Annotated in this window: 19 protein-coding genes; 2 read left to right on the top strand and 17 right to left on the bottom strand. The window is 62.1% G+C overall.

Features of this window, described 5'->3' with window-relative positions:
- The 14 genes from ABJK70_RS06590 to ABJK70_RS06525 form a co-directional block, all read right to left on the bottom strand.
- On the bottom strand, positions 1-952 hold a 952-nt coding region (locus tag ABJK70_RS06590; RefSeq protein WP_347257602.1), incomplete at its 3' end, for an FAD-dependent monooxygenase.
- Between the two features lie 105 nt (positions 953-1,057).
- Positions 1,058-1,564, bottom strand: a complete 507-nt coding sequence (locus tag ABJK70_RS06585) for a Spy/CpxP family protein refolding chaperone (RefSeq protein WP_347257601.1) — start codon at positions 1,562-1,564, stop codon at positions 1,058-1,060.
- A 256-nt stretch (positions 1,565-1,820) separates the two neighbouring features.
- Positions 1,821-3,986 carry an amylo-alpha-1,6-glucosidase gene (locus ABJK70_RS06580; RefSeq protein ID WP_210024123.1) on the bottom strand — a complete coding sequence of 722 codons (2,166 nt, stop codon included), beginning with the start codon at positions 3,984-3,986 and terminating at the stop codon, positions 1,821-1,823.
- 63 nt (positions 3,987-4,049) lie between these two features.
- Positions 4,050-4,718 carry a c-type cytochrome gene (locus ABJK70_RS06575; protein WP_156881365.1) on the bottom strand — a complete coding sequence of 223 codons (669 nt, stop codon included), beginning with the start codon at positions 4,716-4,718 and terminating at the stop codon, positions 4,050-4,052.
- Positions 4,711-5,385 (bottom strand): cytochrome c oxidase subunit 3 family protein, encoded by a 675-nt coding sequence (locus tag ABJK70_RS06570; protein ID WP_210024124.1) that lies wholly within the window; start codon positions 5,383-5,385, stop codon positions 4,711-4,713. The genes ABJK70_RS06575 and ABJK70_RS06570 overlap by 8 nt, the downstream gene beginning before the upstream one ends.
- Positions 5,345-6,973: a cytochrome c oxidase subunit I gene (gene ctaD / locus ABJK70_RS06565; protein WP_156881367.1), complete on the bottom strand. Its 1,629-nt coding sequence runs from the start codon at positions 6,971-6,973 to the stop codon at positions 5,345-5,347. Before ctaD ends, ABJK70_RS06570 begins: the two co-directional genes overlap by 41 nt.
- Complete coding sequence (coxB, locus tag ABJK70_RS06560) at positions 6,970-7,923, bottom strand: cytochrome c oxidase subunit II (protein ID WP_156881368.1); 954 nt, start codon at positions 7,921-7,923, stop codon at positions 6,970-6,972. Before coxB ends, ctaD begins: the two co-directional genes overlap by 4 nt.
- A 4-nt stretch (positions 7,924-7,927) precedes the next feature.
- The gene (locus tag ABJK70_RS06555; protein ID WP_156881369.1) at positions 7,928-8,332 is read right to left on the bottom strand and encodes a hypothetical protein; all 405 of its coding nucleotides are present in this window, start codon (positions 8,330-8,332) and stop codon (positions 7,928-7,930) included.
- Positions 8,325-9,446 carry a hypothetical protein gene (locus tag ABJK70_RS06550; RefSeq protein WP_347257600.1) on the bottom strand — a complete coding sequence of 374 codons (1,122 nt, stop codon included), beginning with the start codon at positions 9,444-9,446 and terminating at the stop codon, positions 8,325-8,327. The genes ABJK70_RS06555 and ABJK70_RS06550 overlap by 8 nt, the downstream gene beginning before the upstream one ends.
- On the bottom strand, positions 9,443-10,006 hold the full coding sequence (locus tag ABJK70_RS06545) for a cytochrome c (protein WP_210024126.1): 564 nt from the start codon (positions 10,004-10,006) through the stop codon (positions 9,443-9,445). Before ABJK70_RS06545 ends, ABJK70_RS06550 begins: the two co-directional genes overlap by 4 nt.
- Positions 9,993-10,532: a DUF3341 domain-containing protein gene (locus ABJK70_RS06540; RefSeq protein WP_156881371.1), complete on the bottom strand. Its 540-nt coding sequence runs from the start codon at positions 10,530-10,532 to the stop codon at positions 9,993-9,995. The genes ABJK70_RS06545 and ABJK70_RS06540 overlap by 14 nt, the downstream gene beginning before the upstream one ends.
- A complete protein-coding gene (gene nrfD / locus ABJK70_RS06535) occupies positions 10,529-11,899 on the bottom strand; it encodes an NrfD/PsrC family molybdoenzyme membrane anchor subunit (protein ID WP_156881372.1) in 1,371 nt (456 codons plus the stop codon). Before nrfD ends, ABJK70_RS06540 begins: the two co-directional genes overlap by 4 nt.
- Positions 11,883-14,987 (bottom strand): TAT-variant-translocated molybdopterin oxidoreductase, encoded by a 3,105-nt coding sequence (locus ABJK70_RS06530; protein WP_347257599.1) that lies wholly within the window; start codon positions 14,985-14,987, stop codon positions 11,883-11,885. The genes nrfD and ABJK70_RS06530 overlap by 17 nt, the downstream gene beginning before the upstream one ends.
- On the bottom strand, positions 14,984-15,640 hold the full coding sequence (locus ABJK70_RS06525) for a cytochrome c3 family protein (RefSeq protein ID WP_347257598.1): 657 nt from the start codon (positions 15,638-15,640) through the stop codon (positions 14,984-14,986). Before ABJK70_RS06525 ends, ABJK70_RS06530 begins: the two co-directional genes overlap by 4 nt.
- 94 nt (positions 15,641-15,734) lie before the next feature.
- Here ABJK70_RS06525 and ABJK70_RS06520 point away from each other — a divergent pair, with 94 nt between their 5' ends.
- Positions 15,735-15,953, top strand: coding sequence for a hypothetical protein (locus tag ABJK70_RS06520; protein ID WP_156881375.1), 219 nt, complete (start codon positions 15,735-15,737; stop codon positions 15,951-15,953).
- A 326-nt stretch (positions 15,954-16,279) separates the two neighbouring features.
- On the opposite strand, the gene ABJK70_RS06515 is transcribed toward ABJK70_RS06520, so the two are convergent.
- Genes ABJK70_RS06515 through ABJK70_RS06505 form a run of 3 tightly spaced genes read right to left on the bottom strand, consistent with a single transcriptional unit; the run spans position 16,280 to position 18,247 of the window.
- Complete coding sequence (locus tag ABJK70_RS06515) at positions 16,280-17,470, bottom strand: efflux RND transporter permease subunit (protein ID WP_156881376.1); 1,191 nt, start codon at positions 17,468-17,470, stop codon at positions 16,280-16,282.
- On the bottom strand, positions 17,448-18,068 hold the full coding sequence (locus ABJK70_RS06510) for a TolC family protein (RefSeq protein ID WP_347257597.1): 621 nt from the start codon (positions 18,066-18,068) through the stop codon (positions 17,448-17,450). Before ABJK70_RS06510 ends, ABJK70_RS06515 begins: the two co-directional genes overlap by 23 nt.
- Positions 18,069-18,076: 8 nt before the next feature.
- Complete coding sequence (locus tag ABJK70_RS06505) at positions 18,077-18,247, bottom strand: hypothetical protein (protein WP_245245661.1); 171 nt, start codon at positions 18,245-18,247, stop codon at positions 18,077-18,079.
- Between the two features lie 635 nt (positions 18,248-18,882).
- Between ABJK70_RS06505 and mgtA the strand changes: the two genes are divergently transcribed.
- On the top strand, positions 18,883-21,462 hold the full coding sequence (gene mgtA, locus ABJK70_RS06500; RefSeq protein ID WP_156881412.1) for a magnesium-translocating P-type ATPase: 2,580 nt from the start codon (positions 18,883-18,885) through the stop codon (positions 21,460-21,462).
- Positions 21,463-21,560: the final 98 nt, after the last annotated feature.

The following is a 21,560-nucleotide window of genomic DNA, read 5'->3' as shown; positions in this document are numbered from 1 at the left end:
GGCGGAGCCTGTCGTACTCCGGCAAACGGCCGTTTCTCACAAGTTCCGAAAAAACCCAGGCGTCCTCCAGTCCGAGATTCATGCCTCGGGCGCCCAGCGGGGAGTGGACATGGGCCGCATCCCCTGCGAAGTAGACGGCACCCGCCGACAGCGTCGCATTGATCCGGTGGGAGATGCGAAAACTCGAGGTCCAGACGGGCGGGCCCGTCTGTTCGGCCTGTACCAGCCGGGACAGAGGTTCCGAGCGGTTCCCCATGATCCGCCAGACCGGGTTATTCGCGCGACTCTTTTGAGCCTCGTCCACCACTCGGATCATGAACAGGAACGCACCTTCGCCAAGAAAGAAGACGTGAGCATGATCGTCGGCAAGAGTCGTCCGCAGCGGGGCGTCGGCCAAATGCCATTCCTGCTTGAACGAAGAGCCCACGAAGTCGATTCCGAGTTGCTGCCGGGCAGCGCTGTGCGCGCCGTCCGCAGCCAGCAACCACGGACCTTTGGCGACCTCGCGGAGTCCGCCGCCCGCCTCGAGCACTACCTCGACCCCGTCGACCGCGTTCCGGCAAGCCACTATCCGCACTCCGCGCTCGACCATGCCTCCTGCCGCCTCCAAGGCTCGGGCCAGCAGCCGCTCCGTGGTCGCCTGCGAGAGGCCGAGCATGAAAGGGTATTTGGGATGGACGCCGGCGAACGATAGCGCCGCCGCGACTCGACCCGACCGGTGGAACTGGACGCCGCGGATCGGGGAACCCAGTTCCAACATCTGATCGGTCACGCCCGACGGTTGTAGAAGGGTCAAGGTGCGGGGATTGACGGCCAGAGCTCTCGATTGCCGAGCCGGTTCGTCGCGTATTTCGACCAGCCGCGTCGTACATCCCTGCCGGGCCAGGAACAATGCCGCTCCGAGTCCGACAGGGCCTGCGCCTGCGATTATGGGCCGATCCGTGCTGCTCATCGTTAAGCATACATGCCGGTGGGTTCGTCCGGGCGGCTGTTCCTACCGTGCAGTCGCCTCACTCCGTCGAATGATCGATTGACATATTTTTGGGTCGAGTGCTGTTCAAGACTCGCTCTTGATCGATTTCAATTGCTTCAGCTGTTCCGGCGTGAGCACCGCGTTAACCGCGTTTCGATCTTGCAATGCGGCATCGACGATTTGGTCGAAGACGGTCGAATGCTCCTTGGCGTCCTTGCGGATGGTGGATTCATCGGCCGCCGGGTTCAAAAATGATTTGTAGGCGGACTTCGTGCTATCCCGCAACTTTCCGAAAAGGTCGCGCAGTTTTTTTCTGTTCTCCATGTGTATTCGGAGGATTTTTTCCATCTGCTCGTCACTGAGTTTCAGCTTGTCGGCATGGCCGAGAACCATATCGGCATAGCCTTCGTGGCCCCGCCTGGCGCCGCCGTGCATGGGCCCGCACATCATTTCATCCCTGTCGCCCCTGGGTTCCATCATTTCTGATCGTGGACCCGGTTGGCCGCCGCTCTTTTCTTCGGCGGCATAAACCGCATTGCCGAGAGTCAAGCCCGCGACGATCAGAACTAAAGCAGAATTTACCGATTTCATGTCGCACCTCCTGGTCGGATGTCCTCTATCCGGTATTCGAGACGGCCGAGCCGAATCTATTTTCGGTTTCGGAATCAGATTAGTGAGCCATGCTTCCGCTGGAAATCCGTACAAGCCCCGATTGGGGAGTATTCGGCGAGTAAGCGTAACTCACTGATTGTTGGGTCGTATTCACGGGCAGATCCACGATTCAGGTGTCTTCTGCGGAATCGGTCGGATCATCCCGACCGGCATCCCGAAATTGATCCATCGGGGTTCAGAGGAACACCGCGACCTCGATGTCGCCCCGCTTGCGTACCACCTCGACCGCGACACTGCCAGTCCGGCGTTGCAACAGCAGGTCCACTTCGCCCTTGCCGAATCGCAGCCGATTGATCCGCAGCCAAGCCAGAAAATCGGGCAGCAGCGGGTGGTAGAAAGCCATTTGCGGTTTCTCGGCGGAGAACTGAATGCCTAAGCAGGCTTGTAGAAGCTGGAAAGCCGCGCCGCTGGCCCAAGCTTGCGGCGCGCACGCCACCGGATAGCGGGTCGGTCCCTGGTGGGGCCGGCGCGAAAAACCGCAGAACAGTTCGGGCAGACGATGAAGATCGAGGAAGTGGCCGGCGTCGAAGAAGCTGGCCAGCAGCTTCAAAGCTTGATCCTTGAATCCATAGCGAGCCATCCCCGAGGCGATGATGGCGTTATCGTGAGGCCAGACCGAGCCGTTGTGATAAGACATCGGATTGTAGCGGTTCTCCGTTTTCGCCACCGTGCGGATACCCCAACCGCTGAACGACGCTTCGGACATCAGGGTGTCGGCGACGCGAGCGGCGTATCTGGCTTCGGCGATGCCGGTGAACAAGGCATGGCCTGCGTTCGACACGCGCACCCGGCAGGGGCGCCTTTGTCCGTCCAGCGCCATGGCGAAAGTGCCGAGGTCATTCATCCAGAACGTCTCGTTGAAGTGCCGTTTCAGATCGTCAGCCTCGCGGCGCAATCGTCCGGCGTGCTCCCGTTGGCCCAGCATCTCGGCGAGTTCGGCCGCGAGGTGTTTGGCTTCGTAGACATAGCCCTGCACCTCGCATAGGGCGATGGGAGGCTGGGCGACGCTGCCGTCGGCATGGAAGACGGAATCGCCGGAGTCCTTCCAGCCTTGCTGAGTCAGTCCGTCGGCGCTTTTCTTGGCGTAATCGGTGAAGCCGTCGCCGTCGGTGTCGCCGTAGCGGTCGATCCAGGCCAGCGCCCGTTCGATGTTGGGCCAGATCGACTCGATGAAGGCGCGGTCGCCGGTACGCCGGTAAAAGTGGCCGGCCAGCATGATGAACAGCGGCGTGGAATCCACCGAGCCGTAATAGCGGGCGAAAGGCACTTCGCCCAGCACCGCCATTTCGCTGGAGCGCATTTCATGGACGATTTTGCCCGGTTCCTCGTCGGAATCCGGGTTTTCACGATTGGCCTGATGGGCGGCCAGAAAGGCGAGCACGCCCTTGGCGCGCGCGGGATTGACCCAAAGCGTTTGCAAGGCGGTAATAAGGCCGTCGCGGCCGAAGGGCGTGTTGTACCAGGGAATTCCGGCATAAGGGTAAGGGCCGTCTGGCGTCTCGGTGGTCAGCATTTCCAGATCGGAGGCGGAGCGGTTCAGCCAACCGTCGAATTCCGCGTTCGAGCTTTCGATCAGCGCGGTGCGCGCCCGCTTGACCGCGATACTGTGCCCGATGCCGGCCGTGGCGCCGTCGTAGCCGAGCACCGGCGGAGCCTCGCCGTCGAGGGTACAGGCGATGACCAGGCGTAGCGCGTGCGCCTGGCGTGGTTCCAGATGTAGCCGGGTGGTGCAACGGGAGGCGTCGAGTCGGTCCGGCTGCCATTCGAAACGGATATGCGTGTAGCGGGAACGGTCGTCGAGGCCGCGATAGCCCAGCCGTACGATGTTTTCTTTTACCTCGGTCGGCAAATAGTCGCCGCGCTTTTCGCGATGGGCGCCGCGTACCTCGAAGATATCCCTGTAATCTCCGTCGAAGAGCAATTCGAATAACAGGTCGATGGGTTGTTTGCCGTAATTGACCAAGCGGAGGTCTTCGTACAGAGCTTTTTTCCACAGCGCCGAGGAGCGCAGGAGATGCACGCTTCCCTTGGGAACGACCAGTTCGTCCCCGAGATAAATGTCAGGCGTGGTCAGGTCGACGATCAGGAGGCTATTGTCCTCCCTGGCGATGGAATTGAGCAGCATGGGCCGTCCGCCGTCGATACGCAGCTCCCATTGAGACAGAAAGCGGGTTCCGTTGTGATAGAACCCCTGTTCCTCGGTATCGCTCTGGCCAATGTCGCCGTGGCCGTCGAACACGCCGAAGGTGTCGCCGTGCTTGAGCGTGCGGATGACTTCCTGGGTCCGGGGCGTGGTTGCCGCGATGTACCACTGGTCGTCGCTTTGCTGAGTATCCGTCATCGTCGGTTGCTCCTTATCCGATTGCTCAATACCGGAAGGCTTGCCGCGATTCCCGCGATTGCTTTAGCGCTTCGGCAATTCGATGCCGGAGGCGTACAGCATATAGCCGATGGCGTTACGGACGTCCTGTTCACTCAATTCCGGATGTCCGCCTTTGGGCGGCATACCTTTGAAGCCGTTGACCGCATGGGCAACCAGGCTATCCACGCCTTGCTCCGCGCGTTTCAGCCAGGCGGCTTTGTCTCCCGTGCGCGGGGCGCCGCCGAGACCTTCGCCGTGGCAGGCGATGCAGACCGATGCATAGATGCGTTCGCCGGAAGCCGCATCGGGGGCGGCAGCGTCGGGCGTCGGTGGTCGATGCGCGGGCGAATACCCCGATTCGGACAGGGGATTCGGCACCTGGCCGACGGCTGGAGACTCCCATCCGGGTTCCGGCAATAAGCGGCCAAGAGCGATGTCCTCGAAGCGGGTTTGATAATCGGTCAGGGTCAAGCCGATCATCAGCAGCAGCCAGAAAAATCCGGTCGCGGCGGCGATCCTCGGCACCGGCGCGGCCGATCGCATATACATGAAGAAAGTGACGATGATGAACGCCTGGAGGGCCGCGACGGCGATCGTCAGGATCGGGTTGAAAATCCCCAAGTCGAGAAATGACGAAGCGATGTTCAGTCCCAGGAGGCCCAAGAGGAGCAGCCAGACCAGAAGGTGATTTCGGCGTGTCCTCTCATCCATGGCGGGCGGCCAGATACAGCAGCGGGAACACGAACACCCAGATCAAATCCACCAGATGCCAATAGAGCCCGGCGATGGTCACCTTGGCTTCGAGCCGCGGAGCTCCGCGGATCGCCAGCACCAGCATGATCAGAACCACCACGATGCCGATGAAAAGATGAACGGCGTGGAGCCCGGTCAGCGCGAAATAGAAGCTGAAGAACAGCCGTGCCTGCTCGGTATGGGGCTCCGGAAATTCGAAAGGCCGGGCGAATATGGGCGCAAGATGCGCGCCGAATTCCAGGGAATACTCGACGCCTTTGATGGCCAAAAAAACGGCGCCCAGAACCGCGGTTACCGCCAGCCAGCCGATCAGGGCCTTCCGGTTTCGCGGCAGAACCGCGTCGTCGGCCAAGGTCATGGTCAGGCTGCTGGTCAGCAGAATCGCGGTATTGATCCCGCCCAGCAGAAGATCGAGACGGCCACTGGCGGCTTCGAAAGCCTCCGGATAGGCCGCCCGATAGACGGTATAGGTCATGAAAACGCCGCCGAAAAAGAGGATTTCCGAAGCCAGGAAAATCCATATCCCCAGCGTGTCCGCCTCGTACTGCTGGCGCAGGCTGTCGAACTGCGGGGCGGGCTTTGCCTCAGCCTCGGGCGGCGTCGGAATCACGCTTCGGTAAGCCATAGGCGTAAGGCTCCTCGGTAACGATCGGCAGCCGGTCGAAATTGTGTTCCGGTGGCGGCGACGGGGTTTGCCATTCCAGACCCTTGGCTTCCCATGGATTGGAACCGGCGACGGGACCCCATCTCAGGGAGTACAGAAGGTAGACCAAGGGCAGCAGATAACCGATTGCCAAAACCGGCGCACCCGCCGACGAAAGCACGTTGAGCAGCTGGAATTCGTCCGGGTAGGTGTGATACCGGCGAGGCATTCCGAGATAACCCAGGACGAATTGCGGGAAAAAGGTGAGATTGAAGCCGACGAAGATGGTGATCGCGGCGACGCGCCCCCACACGTCGGGATACATCCGGCCGGTCATCTTCGGCCACCAGAAATGCAGTCCTCCGAAATAGGCCATCACCATGCCGCCTACCATGATGTAGTGAAAATGGGCGATGACGAAATAGGTGTCATGGACATGCACGTCCACCGCCGTGGCGGCCACGGTGATCCCGGTCAGCCCGCCGACGGTGAAAAGTCCGACGAACCCCATGGCGTACAGCATGGGCGTTTCGAACGAGACCGAGCCTTTGTACAGCGTCGCGGCCCAGTTGAACACCTTGATTCCCGAAGGCACGGCGACCATGAAGCTGAGCAGCGAAAAAATCACGCCCGCATAGACCGACTCGCCGGCCACGAACAAATGATGGCCCCACACCAGGAAGCCGATCAGCGCGATGGCGAGGAGCGCGAAGGCCATGCCGTCGTAGCCGAAGATGCGTTTTCGGGCGAAGCAGGTGATGATTTCGCTCACCACGCCCATGCCCGGCAGGATCATGATGTAGACTGCCGGGTGCGAATAGAACCAGAAGAGATGCTGGAACAGCACCGGATCGCCGCCGACTTTCGGATCGAAGATGCCGATGCCGAGGATCCGCTCCAGAGCGATCAGGAGCAGGGTGATGGCCAGGACCGGCGTCGCCAGGACCATGATGATGGCGGTGGCGTAGTTGGCCCAGACGAACAGGGGCAGGCGCGTCCAATGGAGTCCCGGCGCCCGCATCTTGTGTACGGTGACGATGAAATTGAGCCCGGTCAGGATGGACGAGAAACCGGTGACGATCACGCCGACCACGGCCAGCACCACCTGGCCGTTGGCGAACAGGCTGCTGTAAGGCGTGTAGAAGGTCCAGCCGGTATCCACGCCGCCCGCGACCGCCATGGCGAGGGTGAAGACTCCGCCGACGATGTACAAATACCAGCTCAGGAGATTCAGCCGCGGAAACGCCACATCCCGCGCCCCAATCATCAGCGGAATCAAGAAATTGCCGAGCGTCGCCGGAATCGACGGAACCAGGAAAAACCAGACCATCACGATGCCGTGGAGACTGAACAGCCGGTTGTAGGTTTCCGTTTCCACCACATCGGCCGCGGGCGTCGCGAGTTCCAGGCGGATCAGCGTCGCCGCCGCGCCGCCGAAGAAAAAGAAAGCCGTGATCGAGACCAGATAAAGCCAGGCGATACGCTTGTGGTCTATGGTCGTGAGCCAGGAAGCGATGCCGTAGTCGCGATTGAGGTAATTTTTGGGCGGGCTGACGGCGGCGGTGGTCATGGGCGTCCTTCCTCCCCGGAAAGGGATTTGATGTAGGCGATCAGCCGGGTCAAATCGGAATCGGTCACGCGCCCGGCGAAACTCGGCATGATCGGCTCGTAGCCGGCGACGACCTGTTTTTCCGACGTCAGGATCGAATTGCGGATATAGGTTTCGTCGGCGATCACGGTTTGACCGCCCTTCAGCGGCACCGGTTTCCCGAAGATGCCGGCCAGCGAGGGCGCCGCGACCCTGCTGCCGGCGCCGTGACAAACGATGCAGCCGAGGCTGGAAAACAGCTTTTCGCCCTGGACCGGCAATGATTCCGCACCGCCCCCGCCCGCCAGCCAGGTTTCGTACTCGGCCGGTTCCATCACGATGACCTGGCCGCGCATGCGGGAATGATCCAGACCGCAATATTCGGCACAGAACAGGTGATAGCGGCCGATCCGGCTGGGGGTGAACCAGACCGTCCGGTAGCGCCCCGGCACGAGATCCTGCTTGACCCGGAAGGCCGGCACGAAAAAGCTGTGGATGACGTCCTGGGTCGCCAGGACGACTTTCACGGGCACACCCAGGGGAACGTGGAGTTCGTTGATTTCGTGCCGTCCGTTCCGGTGCTGGAATTTCCACATCCATTGCTTGCCGATGGCGTGAATCTCCAAAGCATTGTTGAGGGGACTGGCCTCCTCGACGTAAAGGTGAGCGGCCCAGACGAAAATGGCGAGAAAGACCGCCAAAAGCCCGAGGCTCCAGACGATCTCGGTCTTGGTTTCCGGGACGTCGGTGGTGCGGTTCACGCGGGCGTTGCGCCGGTAGTAAACTGCGAAGCCGATGATGAGGCCGCTCAGGACCAGGACCATGAGCGCATCCAGCCCGGTCAGGGTAAAGAACAGCGTATCCACCCGTTCGGCCAGGGTGGACGCCGCCGGCAGCAGCGGGGTATCGGAAACGGCGTCCGCACCGGCCATGGCGTCAGTCTCCCGGACGGTTCCGGCGCGGCTCGTTGTCCCGCCGGGCGCGTTTGACGAGCAAGGCCATTGCGTCCTCGATCGGAATACGGGCGATGCCGGCGCCCTGGTCTATCCACTCGGTGCTCCGGAGCAGGCGATCCTCCCGTTGCCGTAAGGTCTGAAGGTCCAGCGCCGGCGCGATCTGAAGCGGCGGCTCGGTCTGGACGGTGGGCTGCGGCGAGGGGGGGAGGGCAGGCGTCGGTTCGATATGCGCCCAGCGCTTGATCAACAGCCAGGCGCCGGCGCTCGCGACGATCACCACCACCAGGAAGATGATCACGGCGGCGATCAGCGCCTTGGTGCTGATGTCGGCTTCGCCTGCTTCGGGGGTCAGGATAGGCGGGATGCCGCGGTCTTGTTCAGCCATGGGGTGTTCTCTCCGGTTCGGACTGGGCCAGGGCGCGCGGCAAGGTCCAGAGAAAGGCCGAAAGCCAGAATCCGCCGACCGCGATAAAGGGCAGGGCATCAAGAGGGCTGAGCTCGCCTGGGCTCCGGTAAAAGCTCGGCAGCACCAGCCAATAAACATCGAGTGCATTGCCCGCGAGCACCAGCCCCGCGGCCCAGATCAGACGCTTCGGGTTGCGCTTGTGCGTACGAAACAGCAGCAAAGCAAACGGCAGCCCACCACAGACGGCGGCCATGACCCAGGTCCACCATCGCCAGCCGGCGTTGAGGCGTTGTACATACCACATCGCCTTGTCGGGCAGGTTTTCCGACCAGATCGTCAAATACTCCTGAAACGCCAGATAGCTCCAGAGCAGCACGAAAGCCAGCAGCAAGCCGCCCAAGTCCTGAAACAGCGACGCCAGTGTCCCGACCGTGTTGCGGCCGGCCGGCGTCAGAAGGCACCGGGCCAGAACAGCGAACGCCAGAGCGGCGACCATGGGATTGACGGCCGAGAGAAATCCGACGTTGGTCGAGGTCCAGCGGGGTTCCAGCGACATGACCCAATCGATGCCGAATACGGTCACGGTCAGACCATAGACGATCAGGCCGAGCGCGCTGCGGCGGTCGAGACGGGCTTCGGCGGATTTGTTGCGCCAAAGCTCCAAGGCGGACGCCAGACAGAACCAAAGCACGAAAACCGTCGCTTCACGGATCAAAAAGAAGCCCGGCCGTAAATAGCTCGCCTGTCCTCCGGAAATGGCGAGCGCCGTCCAATCGGGTCCGGCCCAGGCATAGAGGCGCGCCAAGCCGAAGGTCAGCGGCAGGAACAGTACCGCGTTGACGGGCAGGGTTCCCGCGCTGGCTTCGAGGATGGGGCGGATGAAGCTCCCCCATCCGCCGCCCGTCAAGCGGTGGATCATCAGTAGGGCCAGCGAGCCCAGCGGCAGCCCGATCCAGAACAGGCAGGCCGGGAGATAACCTCGGAAAAAAGCTTCCGGCGCCCACCACATCCTCAACAGGCAAGCGCCGAACGCAACACCTGCCATCGGCAGAAGCAGGACAGGCCGAATCCGTAGGTGCGCGGTTTCCGTCATTTGGCCTCCCGGAGTTTATCCTCCAATCCCGCCTCGCGAACGTCTTCGCGCGTCGCATGCTGGCTGAGTTGCAAGGCGCGGATGTAGGCGGCGATGGCCCAGCGGTCCTCTGGCGCGACCCGGTTGGCGTAGGAAAACATGACCCCGAAGCCCTTGGTGATGACATCGTAGTAATGGCTGTCGGGGGCATTCCGCAAGCGGTCGTTATGGTAGGAAGGCGGCCGCGTAAGTCCCCGTTCGGGAATCATGCCCTGGCCATCTCCGGCCCGGCCGTGACAAGGGGCGCAATAGATGTCGTAGCGCTCCCGTCCCCGTTTCAACACCGCTTCGGTCATCGGCAACCGGGACCGTTCCGGGCGGGGTTCGATAACGGTGTCGCGCGCCACGGTGCCTTCGACGAGGGGACGGGCGGACTGGCCGTTCGGAAAACCGGGGGCCGCCTCCAGCGGTTCGTATTTGGGCTGATCGGCCATGTCCCGTTCGCAGCCGCTCAGGAGCAATGGAACGAGCATTCCCGCAAGCATCGAGAGGCGGCGGAAACCGCGTTTACCCGGCTTCACGGTTCACCTCGGTAACGGCTATCGGGTTCAACGAATCCAAGAACCGGCGAGTGGAATACGGATCGAACTCGGGATCGTCGGAATCGATCATCAGGAAAAACCGATCCTGACTCGCCCGGTCGAAATTTGTCGCATCGAAGATCGGGTGGTAGGGCCGGGGCAGACCGTTGAGCGCCAACATCCCAAAGAAGCCGGCTAGGGCAGCTCCGAGCACCGTGAACTCGAAAGTTACCAGGGTAAAGGACGGCCAGCTGAAATAAGGCCGTCCGCCCGCGTTGAGGGGAAAGTCGACGGCGGCCAGGTAGGCCTGCAGCAGAAAGGCCGAGGCGCCTCCGAAAATGCCGAATATCAGCATCCATTGGGGCAGGCGGGATGCCGGCAGGTCCAGCGCCTCGTCGAGCCCCGGCACGGCGAAAGGCGCGTAAGCGCCGATACGGCGGTAGCCCGCGGCGCGGGTCCGGCCTATGGCGTCCAGGAACTGGCCCGCGGTTCCAAATTCGGCCAGCAAGGAGGGGTTCGGGCTCATGATCGCTCTCCCAGGTCATGGGCGAGTTTGCGGAATTCGTGCATGGGCACCATGGGCACGAACCGGACGAACAGGAAAAAGAACCAGAGAAACAGCGCGAAGCTGCCGAGCATCGTGGCCCAGTCCCAGACGGTCGGGAAATACAGTCGGAATTGGGAAGGCATGAAACCTTGGCTCAGGATGTTCACCACGATGACATAGCGTTCCAGCCACATCCCGATATTCACCAGAATAGCCACGACGAGCAGCGCCGGGATGCTGCGCCGGATGCGCGCCGACCAGCACAGCTGCGGTACGGCGACGTTGCAGAACAGCATGCCCCAATAGGCGGGCCCATACGGCCCGGTGGCGGTCGTGACGGTTTGGCGCCATTCGTCCGCATCGGTGCCGTACCAGGCCATGAACGCTTCCATGCCGTAGGCGTACCCCATGATCAGCGATGCCGCGAGCAGGATTTTCGCCATGGCGTCCAGATGGCGCGGAGTAACGAAGGCGTGCAGCCTGAAAGCCGCGCGCAGGGCGATGGTGATGACGATGACCATGGCGAATCCGGAAAACATCGCGCCGACCACGAAGTAGGGCGCGAAAAGGGTCGAGCGCCAGCCGGGCATGAGCGCGGTCGCAAAGTCGTAGCCGACCACGCTGTGCACCGAGACCACCAGCGGCACGGCGAGCGCCGCCAGGATGAGGTAGGCCCTCTCGTAATGCCTCCAGTGCGCCGCCGACCCGCGCCAGCCCAGAGCGAAGGCGCCGTAAACCAATTGCGCCGCGCGGCTCCGGGCACGGTCGCGCAGGGTGGCCAAGTCCGGGATCAGCCCGGTGTACCAGAATAGGACCGACACGATGATATAGGTGGCGATGGCGAACATGTCCCAGACCAGCGGACTGCGGAACTGGGGCCACACGCCCATGGTGCTGGGATAGGGCGCCAGCCAGTAGAACAGGTACGGCCGGCCAAGGTGCAGAATGGGAAACAAACCGGCGATGGAGGCCGCGAAGATGGTCATGGCCTCGGCGAACCGGTTGATCGAGGTGCGCCAGGGCTGGCGGGCGAGGTAAAGCATGGCGGAGATCAGGGTGCCGGCGTTGCCGATGCCGATCCACCAGACGTAATTGATGATGGCGAAGCCCCAGACGACGGTGGTGTTGACGCCCCAGATCCCCACCCCGGCGTAGAAGAGATAGCCGGCGGCGGCGATGAAGATCAGGACGCCCAAGCCGCTCAGGCAAAACCCCAGCCACCATCCTCGGCTCGTGGGGCGCAGCACGCTGTCGCTGATCGCTCGGCTGATCGAGGCATAGTCCTGATCCGAGCGCAGAACGGTCGCTCGCTCCGGGTCCGTTCGCTGCTCAATGTCCCGGCTCATGGTCGAACTCCGGATTCGGGTTGTGCAGTCTCGCGAGATAGGTAGTGCGCGGCTGGGTGTTCAGTTCCGACAACAGGGCATAATGGTGGGGCTCGGTTCTGAGCGCGGCGACCTCGCCGCCGGGCGCGTTCAGGTCGCCGAAGATGATGGCCCGGGTCGGGCAGGCCGCCTGACAGGCCGTCTGCATCTCGCCCTCGCGAATGCGGCGGTGTTCCAGTTCCGCCGCTATCCGCGCCGTGCTGATGCGCTGCACGCAGTAAGTGCATTTTTCCATCACGCCGCGGCTCCGCACGGTCACATCCGGATTCCGCACCGCCCGGACACTGAGTGCGCCTTCATTCGTGGCGGCCGCTTCCGTATAGGCGAAGAAATTGAAGCGGCGGACCTTGTAGGGACAGTTGGACTGGCAGAACCGGGTGCCGACGCAGCGGTTGTAGACCTGATTGTTGAGCCCTTCCGAATCGTGAATCGACGCCTGTACCGGGCAGACCGGTTCGCACGGGGCTTTCTCGCAATGCATGCAGGGGACCGGCTGGAAATAGGTCTCGGGATTCTCGGGCTCCCCGGCGTAATACCGGTCGACCCTGAGCCAGTGCATTTCCCGCCCGCGCCGCACTTCCTCCTGGCCGACGATGGGGACGTTGTTTTCGGCCTGGCAGGCGACGACGCAGGCATTGCAGCCGATGCAGGCGTTCAGGTCGATCACCATGGCCCAGGCGTAGCCTTCGTATCGGTATTCGGGATAGAGCGACGGATTGGGCTTGGCGGGTTCCGCACCGGCCGACGCAAGCGTCTTCGGCGTGAGTACCTTCACCAGCTCGCGGCCGTCCAGCGTATGGTGACGCTGCGTCGTGGCCAACGCGACGTTTCCGGTCGAAGGCAACCGGTTCAGCCAGCCGTGCGGCCGTGCGGCTTTGCGGAGGACTAGGCCGTAATCGAACCAGGGCGCATCGGAAGCCCGCAGCCGATAGGCATCGAAACCCGTATGATTGCCGACATGTCCGGCCCGCTTGCGACCATAACCGAGATAAAGCGTGGCGGAATCGTCGGCGTGTCCGGGCATAATCCAGACCGGGGCGGTCAATCGGCGCTCCCGGTAATTCAGTGCCGCCAGGTCGCCGGTCGCGAGATCCAGGCGCTTAGCCGTATTCGGGCTGAGCAGCACGGCGTTTTCCCAGGTGAGCTTGGTGAGCGGTTTCGGCAGCTCCTGAAGCCAGCCGTTATTCGCGTAGCGGCCGTCGCCGATGCTCGGGTCCGGCTGGAACCGGATTTCGAGCGATGAATCGGAAGTCTTGCGTGGCGGCGGCAGCGACTTGGCGACATCGGCGCGGGCCGAGACGGTTTTCGGCGTCGCGGCGGTATCGGGGACAATGCCGTCTTGCAGCGCTTTCTTCCAGAACAACTCGAAATCGGAGCCGCGGTGACGGCTTCGCCAGTAAGCCCGCACCAGGTCATGGTCCGACCGTCCGGTTTGTCCCATCAGCAGCGCCATCAATTCGTGGACAGAGCGGCCGCCGTAGAGCGGCGCGATCAACGGCTGCACCAGAGAGACGGTGCCGTCATAGGCCCTGGCGTCGCTCCAGCTCTCCAGTTCGTGCAGTGCGGGGATATGCCAATGGCAGAGCTCGGCGGTTTCGTCCGCGTACAAGCCCCAATGGATGCGCAGCGGCACCCGGCGCAAGATTCGTTCGACCTCGAGGTCGGTCGGGGCCGCGTATGCCGGATTGCCGCCGAGGATGACGAGGGTTTGCACGGTGCCGGTGAGAATGTCGTCGAGCAAGGCTGGGAGCCTACCCCGGCTATCGTCAGGGGCCGAAACGACCGGGTCGATATGGGTCACGGTGCGGCCGAAGTTTCCGAGCTCCTGATTGATCGTCTGAACCACGGCGTGTACCGCCGGCGACAGGTGCTCTCCGGCGATCACGATGCTCTTGCCGCGGTGATCCGAAAGATCGCGGACCATGATGTCCAGCTGCCGTTCGGGTATCGGCACATCTTCACTATCCGGAGCATCCGCAAGGCCCAGTCCGGCGGCCAATGACCGCGCGACGGCTTCCATGCGCCCGGCTTGGACCGGCAAGCGATGGTCCGCCATGGCGCCGGTCGGTGTCGGCGTGGATTCCAGAACATAAAGGCGGTTCATGGTGGCGTTGCCGCGCCGGACGCGCCGCCCTTCGATGAAGTCGTGTCCATAGCGGGTGCGTGCCGGGGTATCGGTGAGGAAATCCGCATCCAGGGACAGAATCACCGCCGCCCGGTCAAAACGGTGCACCGTGTCCACTTTTTGGCCGAAGGCCAGCCGCGCTCCTTCCAGGTGGTTGGTGCGGTCGATCGGATCGTATTGGTGCCAGCGCGCGTTCGGGTACATTTGGAGGAAATCGTGCAACTGCTGGTTGAGCGTCGGCGACGTGAAGGTCTCAGTAAGAACATGGAAACCGGCGCCGCGCCGGGCCGCCCATTGGTCTCTTTGCGCCGATAGGTGCTCGACGAACGCCTGCCAATGGCTGAGCTGCCCGCCGTTGGTCACGGTTTGCGAGCGGTCGGGGTCGTAAAGGCTCAGTACCGCGGCCTGCGAGAAGATATCGGTGGCGCCGAGGCTCGCCGGGTGCCGCGGATTGCCCTCGACCTTGGTCGGGCGGCCCGTATGGCTTTCGACGACCACGCCCTGGGCATATCCGCCGTGCGTCAGTGCCGTCGCGAAAAAAAGCGGCTTCCCCGGCACCATGTGTTCCGGCGCCCTAACGTAAGGCACGATTTCTTCTCGCGGAGGCCTGCCGCAGCCGCCGAGTCCGCCGAACACCAGCGAAGCCGCCATCAGTTGGAGCCATCGGCGGCGTTTCACCGGTGTCAGCCAAAGATCCGTCCATTCGGGAAACTCCCGGTCCGCGAATTCCCGAAAGACTTCGGTATCGGCCAATTCCTCCAGGCTGCGCCACAAAGGGCAGCCGTCGTCCGGCTTCAACGGCGGCAAGGCATGTTCCGATGCGGTGTAACGCTCAAGGCTGCTGTAGGTCGGGAATCCTTTCCCGACACTTTGGTCGGCAAAGGATTGCCGACCTACGACTCGATATGGCGTTTTTCTTTTCATCGGTGGCACACGGAGCAATGGATCAGCTGTCCGACCCGGATCTGGTATTCATGCACCAATTGCCGGCCTTGAGCCAATTGATTTTGAGGCGGCGTCCAGTCGGGATCGAATACGTGTTCCCGCGGCCGGACGTACTTCTCGGGCGCGCGGTGGCAGTCGAGACACCAGGACATGAACAGGGGCGTGGCTTGCCGGGTGAGCGGCATCCGGCCCACGGGGCCATGGCAGGTGGTGCAGCCGATGCCGTGGCTGACATGGATGCCATGGTTGAAATAGACGAAGTCGGGCAGGTCGTAGACCCGCGTCCAACGGAGCGGCTGACCGGTCCGCCAGCTCTTCCTGACCGGTTCCAACACGGCGGCGTCGGTCCAGATCTGAGAATGGCAGGTCATGCAGGTTTCGGTCGGCGGGATGCCGGCGAACGCCGCATGTTCGACCGAGGTATGGCAGTAGCGGCAGTCGATGCCGAGACCGCTGACGTGATGCTGATGGCTGAAGGGTACCGGTTGATGCGGGACGTCGTCGACGCCGGTCAGATAGGGCGAGCGGACCAGCGCGAAACCGATGCAGAAAGGCAGAACGATGAGAAGAGCCAACCCCAAGAGCGCGATTCGCGCAAAGCTGTTGGCTCTCGGTCGGAAGATCTGTCCCATCAGCGCGCAGCTCCGTTTGCGGCTAAATAACCTGTGCGGCGGTCCATAATCCTAGAAACGACAGTTGACCGCTTCGATGCGCCAGAAAAGCCCGATGAATCCTGAACATCTTGCCTGGCATGGACCTCACCTGTTGGGTGAAACCGCTACGCACCCGATTGCACGGCGGGCGGGCCGCCTGGCGGCATTGCTCCTCGCTGCGGGAGACTACCCTGCGGCCTCGTCGCGCCCCTTCGACGGGGCTCAGGATAGGCTTGCCATCCGACCCACCCGCAGCACACTCGGGCACGCCCAACTGCCGTTTCTAGGGTAATCGAGACTTCGGGTCGGAACATTCTTCGCCACGGCATGGCCGCGGAGGTTGGAAAACCGGCGCCTAGAAAGCTGTAGGTCGACAATCCCTCGTCGGCTCTTCGATCTCTTGAGATGATCCTGCATCCGAAGCCTAACAATAGTGCATCAAGGAGAGCCTGCGAGCTATAGGTAATATCCGCGATGCGCCGACGGACTGGCGCTTGGAGCGTGTTTCATCGCGGTATATCGGCACGGCGGCAGGCATCGGGAAACCCGTAGGCCGAAGATTCTTTGCCGGCGAACGTGTCTTTCGCGGCACCTACTTGCGCTGCCCTAGCTACCGGATCATTCCGACCGCCGGGTTGCATACCATTCGCTCAACCGCTGCGTCAGTACGTAAAACACGGGGACGAACGGGATAGCCAACAAGGTCGAAGCGAGCATCCCGCCGAACACCACCGTGCCGATGGATTGCCGGCTGGCTGCGCCGGCGCCGGTGGCGATCAGGAGAGGCGCGACCCCTAGGATGAAGGCGAAGGAGGTCATGATGATGGGGCGGAACCGCCGACGCGTCGCCTCGACGGCGGCATCGACGATGGACATTCCCTCGGTTCGCAGCTGCCGCGCGAACTCCACCACCAGGATGGCGTTCTTGCTGGCCAGCGCGATCATAAGGACGAGCCCGATCTGGATATACAGATCATTGTCCAGACCCCGGATCACCAGAGCCATGGGCACCGCCAGGATGACCGCCGCCGGAGTCGTCCGGCTTTCGCAGAGCGCGGCGAGCACCAGAAACACCAAGGTGATCGAGAGCCCGTAATAGTGCGAGGCGTTTTCCACGATGATGATGGCGTCGTCGACCACGATACCGATGGCCAGGATTAGGGCGAACAGGGCCATCAGATTGATGCCGAAGCCGAGCAGCGCCATTGTCGCGAAGGCCCCGATAATGGTCACCGGGACGGTGGTCGCCGGAACCAGCATCGCCCGCCAATTTTGCAGAAACACCATGATCACGATGAGCACCAGCATGGCGGCTTCGAACAGGGTCTCATAGACGTCGCGTATGGTCTGCCGCACGAACTGCGTGGTGTCGTAGCGAATCTCGTATTTCAGACCCGGCGGGAACTGGCGGCTCATGGCCGCGACCGCCTCCCGCACCCGGTCGGCGATATCCAGGGCATTGGCGCCGGGCAAGGAAAAGATCGGAATATTGGCCGACCGGTGTCCTCGCGTCGCGGAAAAATTAGCGTAATTCTGCTGGCTCAGTTCCACGTGAGCCACGTCGCGGATGCGCACGATCTCGGGCGTTTCGGCGCGGGCGCTCTTGACGATGATATTTTCGAACTGCGACACGTCCTCCAGCCGGCCGAGCGCATTGACGGTGAACTGGAATGCCTGCTCGGACGGCACCGGAGGCGCTCCCAACTGCCCCGCCACCACCTGCACGTTCTGGCCCTGGATGGCGTTCACCACGTCCAGGGTGGTCAGGCCGAAATGATAGAGCTTATTAGGGTCCAGCCAGATCTGCATGCTGTAGGGCCCCGCGCCACTTGGTGCTCTGGCGCAAGGTGATGTCCAGCGCCGGGATCGTGGCTTCGGTACTGGCCAACACGGTCCGGGCCTGCTCCACGTCCCGCTGCGAGGTGGTGCCGCCCCGGAATCTCGCCTCGGCGATGCGCAGGCTTTCCCACTGGGTTTCCACGTTGCGCCGGGCGATATCCAGCCGCTTTTCGGCGGTGCGGATCAGGATATAGCTGAGCGCTACATCGGCGGTCAGGCTGACGAGGGTATTATTGTAATCCGCCAAGCTGGCGAGGAGGGTGTAATCGGCGGACTCCACCGCCCGTCGGAACCGGCACCAGAAATCCAGTTCCCAACTCGCGGTCAGGCCGATCTGCGACTGGGTGTAATTGAATATCCTTGAAAATGATCCCTGTACGGCCCTTTCGCTCAGCCGGTTGTATTGCAAGGCACCGAATGCCTGCTGCACTTGGGGATACAACTCGCCCACCACGCCGAGCTGGGCACGGGCTTCCAAGACGCGCACTCCGGCCATCCGCAAGGGTAGATTCTGGCGATAAGCGGCGCCGATCAGCCGGTCGAGGGTGGATCGTTGAAGACCTTCCACCAGTTCCTCTACTCCACGGCATTCGTCTTCAGCCGCGGGTCCTGCGCGTCCTGCCAGCTCGCCGACGTGGCCACGGGAGGTTGGGCGTAATCCGGGCCGACCTTGATGCATCCGGTCGCGAGCGCAGAAAAAATCAGCAGAACCATTGGTAGCCTGCCGAAGCCGAGATTCCAGCCCATCGTTGTTCCTTGAGTCACTGGAAGGCGGTATTCAACCGGTGTAAGCCGTTCCGAAGAAATTCCCTTTGCATGGATGACCGGGATTTCGTCTCAAAGTTCAGCCTTGCCCGGTGCCGGTGCTGCCCCGCGGTCCGCCGCTTCTTCAGGAATACGCTGGAGAACCGGAGCTTAGCCGGATCAAAAGCGGCGCTCGTGTTTGAGAGCAGCCCATTGCACCAAGGCCGGTTTTTCGGCGTAAGCTTAATTGCCGCCGAGGAGGTATTTGCTCGGCTTCGAGCGCGGCGATGCGGAGCAGGATAGGCCCGGGTCGATCCGGCATGACGACGTGCCGTGTGAGCAATCCCTAAGCGTGTACCGGCCTTGGCAGCGGTCCGAAATGCCGGGAGGGTATTTACGGGCCTGATCAGTAATCCTAAAAACGACAGTTGAAGCGAGTGGCGGCCGTTCGTGCTGATGTATAGAAGCATGAACGGCCGCCACTCGCACACCGCTTCGGTGAACCGTGCAAAATCCCGTTCACCCTTCTATACATCAGGGTGAACGGGATTTTGCACGGTCTAATTGCCGTTTTTTAGGTTAATCGATCCCAGTACCGACAAAATTCCCCTATGCATATCCGAAGACGTTCTGAAACCATGCCGGCCTCGAAAGATTTCCTCGACCAACCTCTTCAGAAACTCTTTTCCGGGCTAAATGCCGGGCCGACCGGGCTAGCACAAGGCGATGCTGAACAACGGCTGAAGCAGCATGGGTCGAATGTGCTGAGAAATCACGCCCGTCGGCGGGCGGTTGCGGCTTTCCTGAGCCGGTTTCAGAACCCCTTGGTGCTGCTGCTGGTCGCCGCCGCCGCGGTTTCGGCCTTCGTTCACGAGGAAACCAGCTTCGTCATCATTTGCGTGATGGTGCTGGCCAGCGTCACACTGGATTTCGTTCAAGAATATCGCGCCGACCGTGCGGCGGAACGACTTCGGGATTCGATTTCGAACACCGCACGGGTGATACGGGACGGCACTCCGACCGATGTTCCGGTGGCGGGCGTGGTACCGGGCGACGTCGTGCTTTTGTCGGCCGGCGACCGGGTGCCCGCAGACGGGTGGGTTCTGGAGGTGCGCGATTTTTTCGTCAGTCAGGCGCAGCTCACGGGAGAGCCTTATCCGGTCGAGAAAAGCGCCGGAGAGGCGCCGGCCGGGAGCGATCCGGAGTCGGCCGTACATGCGGTGTTCATGGGGTCTTCGGTCATCAGCGGCACGGCGCGTGTTCTGATTTGCCGCACCGGTATGAGTACCTTTCTCGGCCAGATTGCGGAATCGCTCGACAAGAGGCCGCCGCCCACGGCTTTCGAATACGGCACGCGCCAGTTCGGACTGCTGCTGATGCGCATCACGTTTCTGCTGGTGCTATTCGTGCTCTTCGTCAATACGTTTTTCCATCGGCCCTGGCTCGAGACCTTCCTGTTCGCCATCGCGCTGGCCGTGGGGCTGACACCCGAGTTACTGCCCATGGTGGTGTCGGTCACCCTGTCCCGCGGCGCCCTGCGCATGGCGGACAAGAAAGTGATCGTGAAACGGCTTGCCGCCATCCATGACTTGGGCAGCATGGACGTTCTGTGCACGGACAAGACCGGCACCTTGACCGAGGCGCGCATACGGCTCGAAAAACACCTGGATGCCGAAGGGCGCGACAGCCGCCGGGTGTTGGAGCTGGCCTATATCAACAGTTATTTCGAAACCGGCCTGAGAAGTCCCCTGGACGAGGCGATTCTGCGCCATGGGGACATCGACGTCCGCGGCTGGACCAAGATCGACGAAGTGCCTTTCGACTTCGAGCGGCGCCGGGTCTCGGTGCTGGTGGACGACGGCGCGCGGCGGCTGATCGTGGTCAAGGGCGCGCCCGAAGACATTCTGAATCTGTCCACCACCTTCCTACCCAACGATCACGGAACCATCCAGCCTCTGGACGAGGCCGCCCGCAGCCGGGTCGCGGAGCGGTTCGCCGGACTGAGCAAGCAAGGATTTCGCGTGCTGGGCATCGCCTTTCGGGAAGTGGACAAGAGCCACCAGCACGCCGTGGTGGACGACGAGAGCGAACTGGTGTTCGCCGGTTTTGCCGCGTTTCTCGATCCGCCCAAACCCGACGCGGGAGAGGCCCTGACGCGGCTGGTGCGGAGCGGTGTGGAGGTGAAAATCGTCAGCGGCGACAACGAGTGGGTCACCCAGCATCTCTGCCACGAGCTCGGCATTCCCATAAAGGGCGTGCTGATGGGAGCCGCGATCGCCGAGATGGATGACCACGCCCTGGCGGCGGTCGTCGAAAGGAACAATCTGTTCTGCCGGGTGACGCCGAACCAGAAGACCCGGATCATTCTGGCCCTCAAGCAGCGCGGGCGGGTGGTGGGGTTTCTCGGCGACGGCATCAACGACGCGCCATCCCTGCACATGGCGGACGTCAGCGTTTCCGTGGACAGCGCCGTGGACGTGGCGAAGGAAGCCGCCGACATGATCCTGCTCGAACAGGACCTCAGGGTGCTGCACGACGGCGTACTGGAAGGGCGGCGCACCTTCGGCAACATCATGAAGTACATCATGATGGGCACCAGCTCCAACTTCGGCAATATGTTCAGCATGGCCGGCGCCTCCGTGTGGCTGCCGTTCCTGCCGATGCTGCCGACCCAGATTCTGCTCAACAACTTTCTCTACGATGCTTCGGAGGTGCCGATCCCCATGGATCAAGTGGACGAGGAGTTTCTGAGAGAGCCGAGGCGCTGGGACATGGCGTTCATCCGCAATTTCATGCTCGTGATCGGTCCGGTCAGTTCGCTGTTCGATTTTCTGACCTTCTATCTTCTGCTAGTCGTATTCAAGGCTGACGAATTGCTGTTTCAAACCGGATGGTTCGTCGAGTCGCTCGCAACCCAGGTGCTGGTCATCTTTGTCATCCGCACCCGGCGCAATCCGTTCAAGAGCCGTCCGCATCCCTGGCTGCTCATGACCTCGCTGGCGGTGGTCGGCGTTGCTGCCGGGCTGCCGTTCACGCCGCTGGGGCATTATTTCGGGTTTGCGGAGCCACCCTTGGCTTTATTCGGAATTTTGGTACTGATCGTGGCGGTTTATCTGGCGCTGGTCGAGGCGATCAAGCGATGGTTTTTCAGGCGGTTCGATCGCGGGAGAAAGCCGCTGGCCGGCCGATACAGGGAACCTTCAAATCATTCCGCCTAGAGCCACTTCGATTCGCCGATATAAAAGTCAGTGGCCGGCAATCCTTTTCCAATCGCAAACGGTCGCTTTAGTCGCGACCCTTCCAATCGCAAACGGTC

The sequence above is a fragment of the Methylocaldum sp. genome, assembly GCF_039794385.1.
In the GTDB taxonomy this organism is placed as follows: domain Bacteria; phylum Pseudomonadota; class Gammaproteobacteria; order Methylococcales; family Methylococcaceae; genus Methylocaldum.
This window is presented reverse-complemented; position numbering and strand designations above follow the sequence as displayed.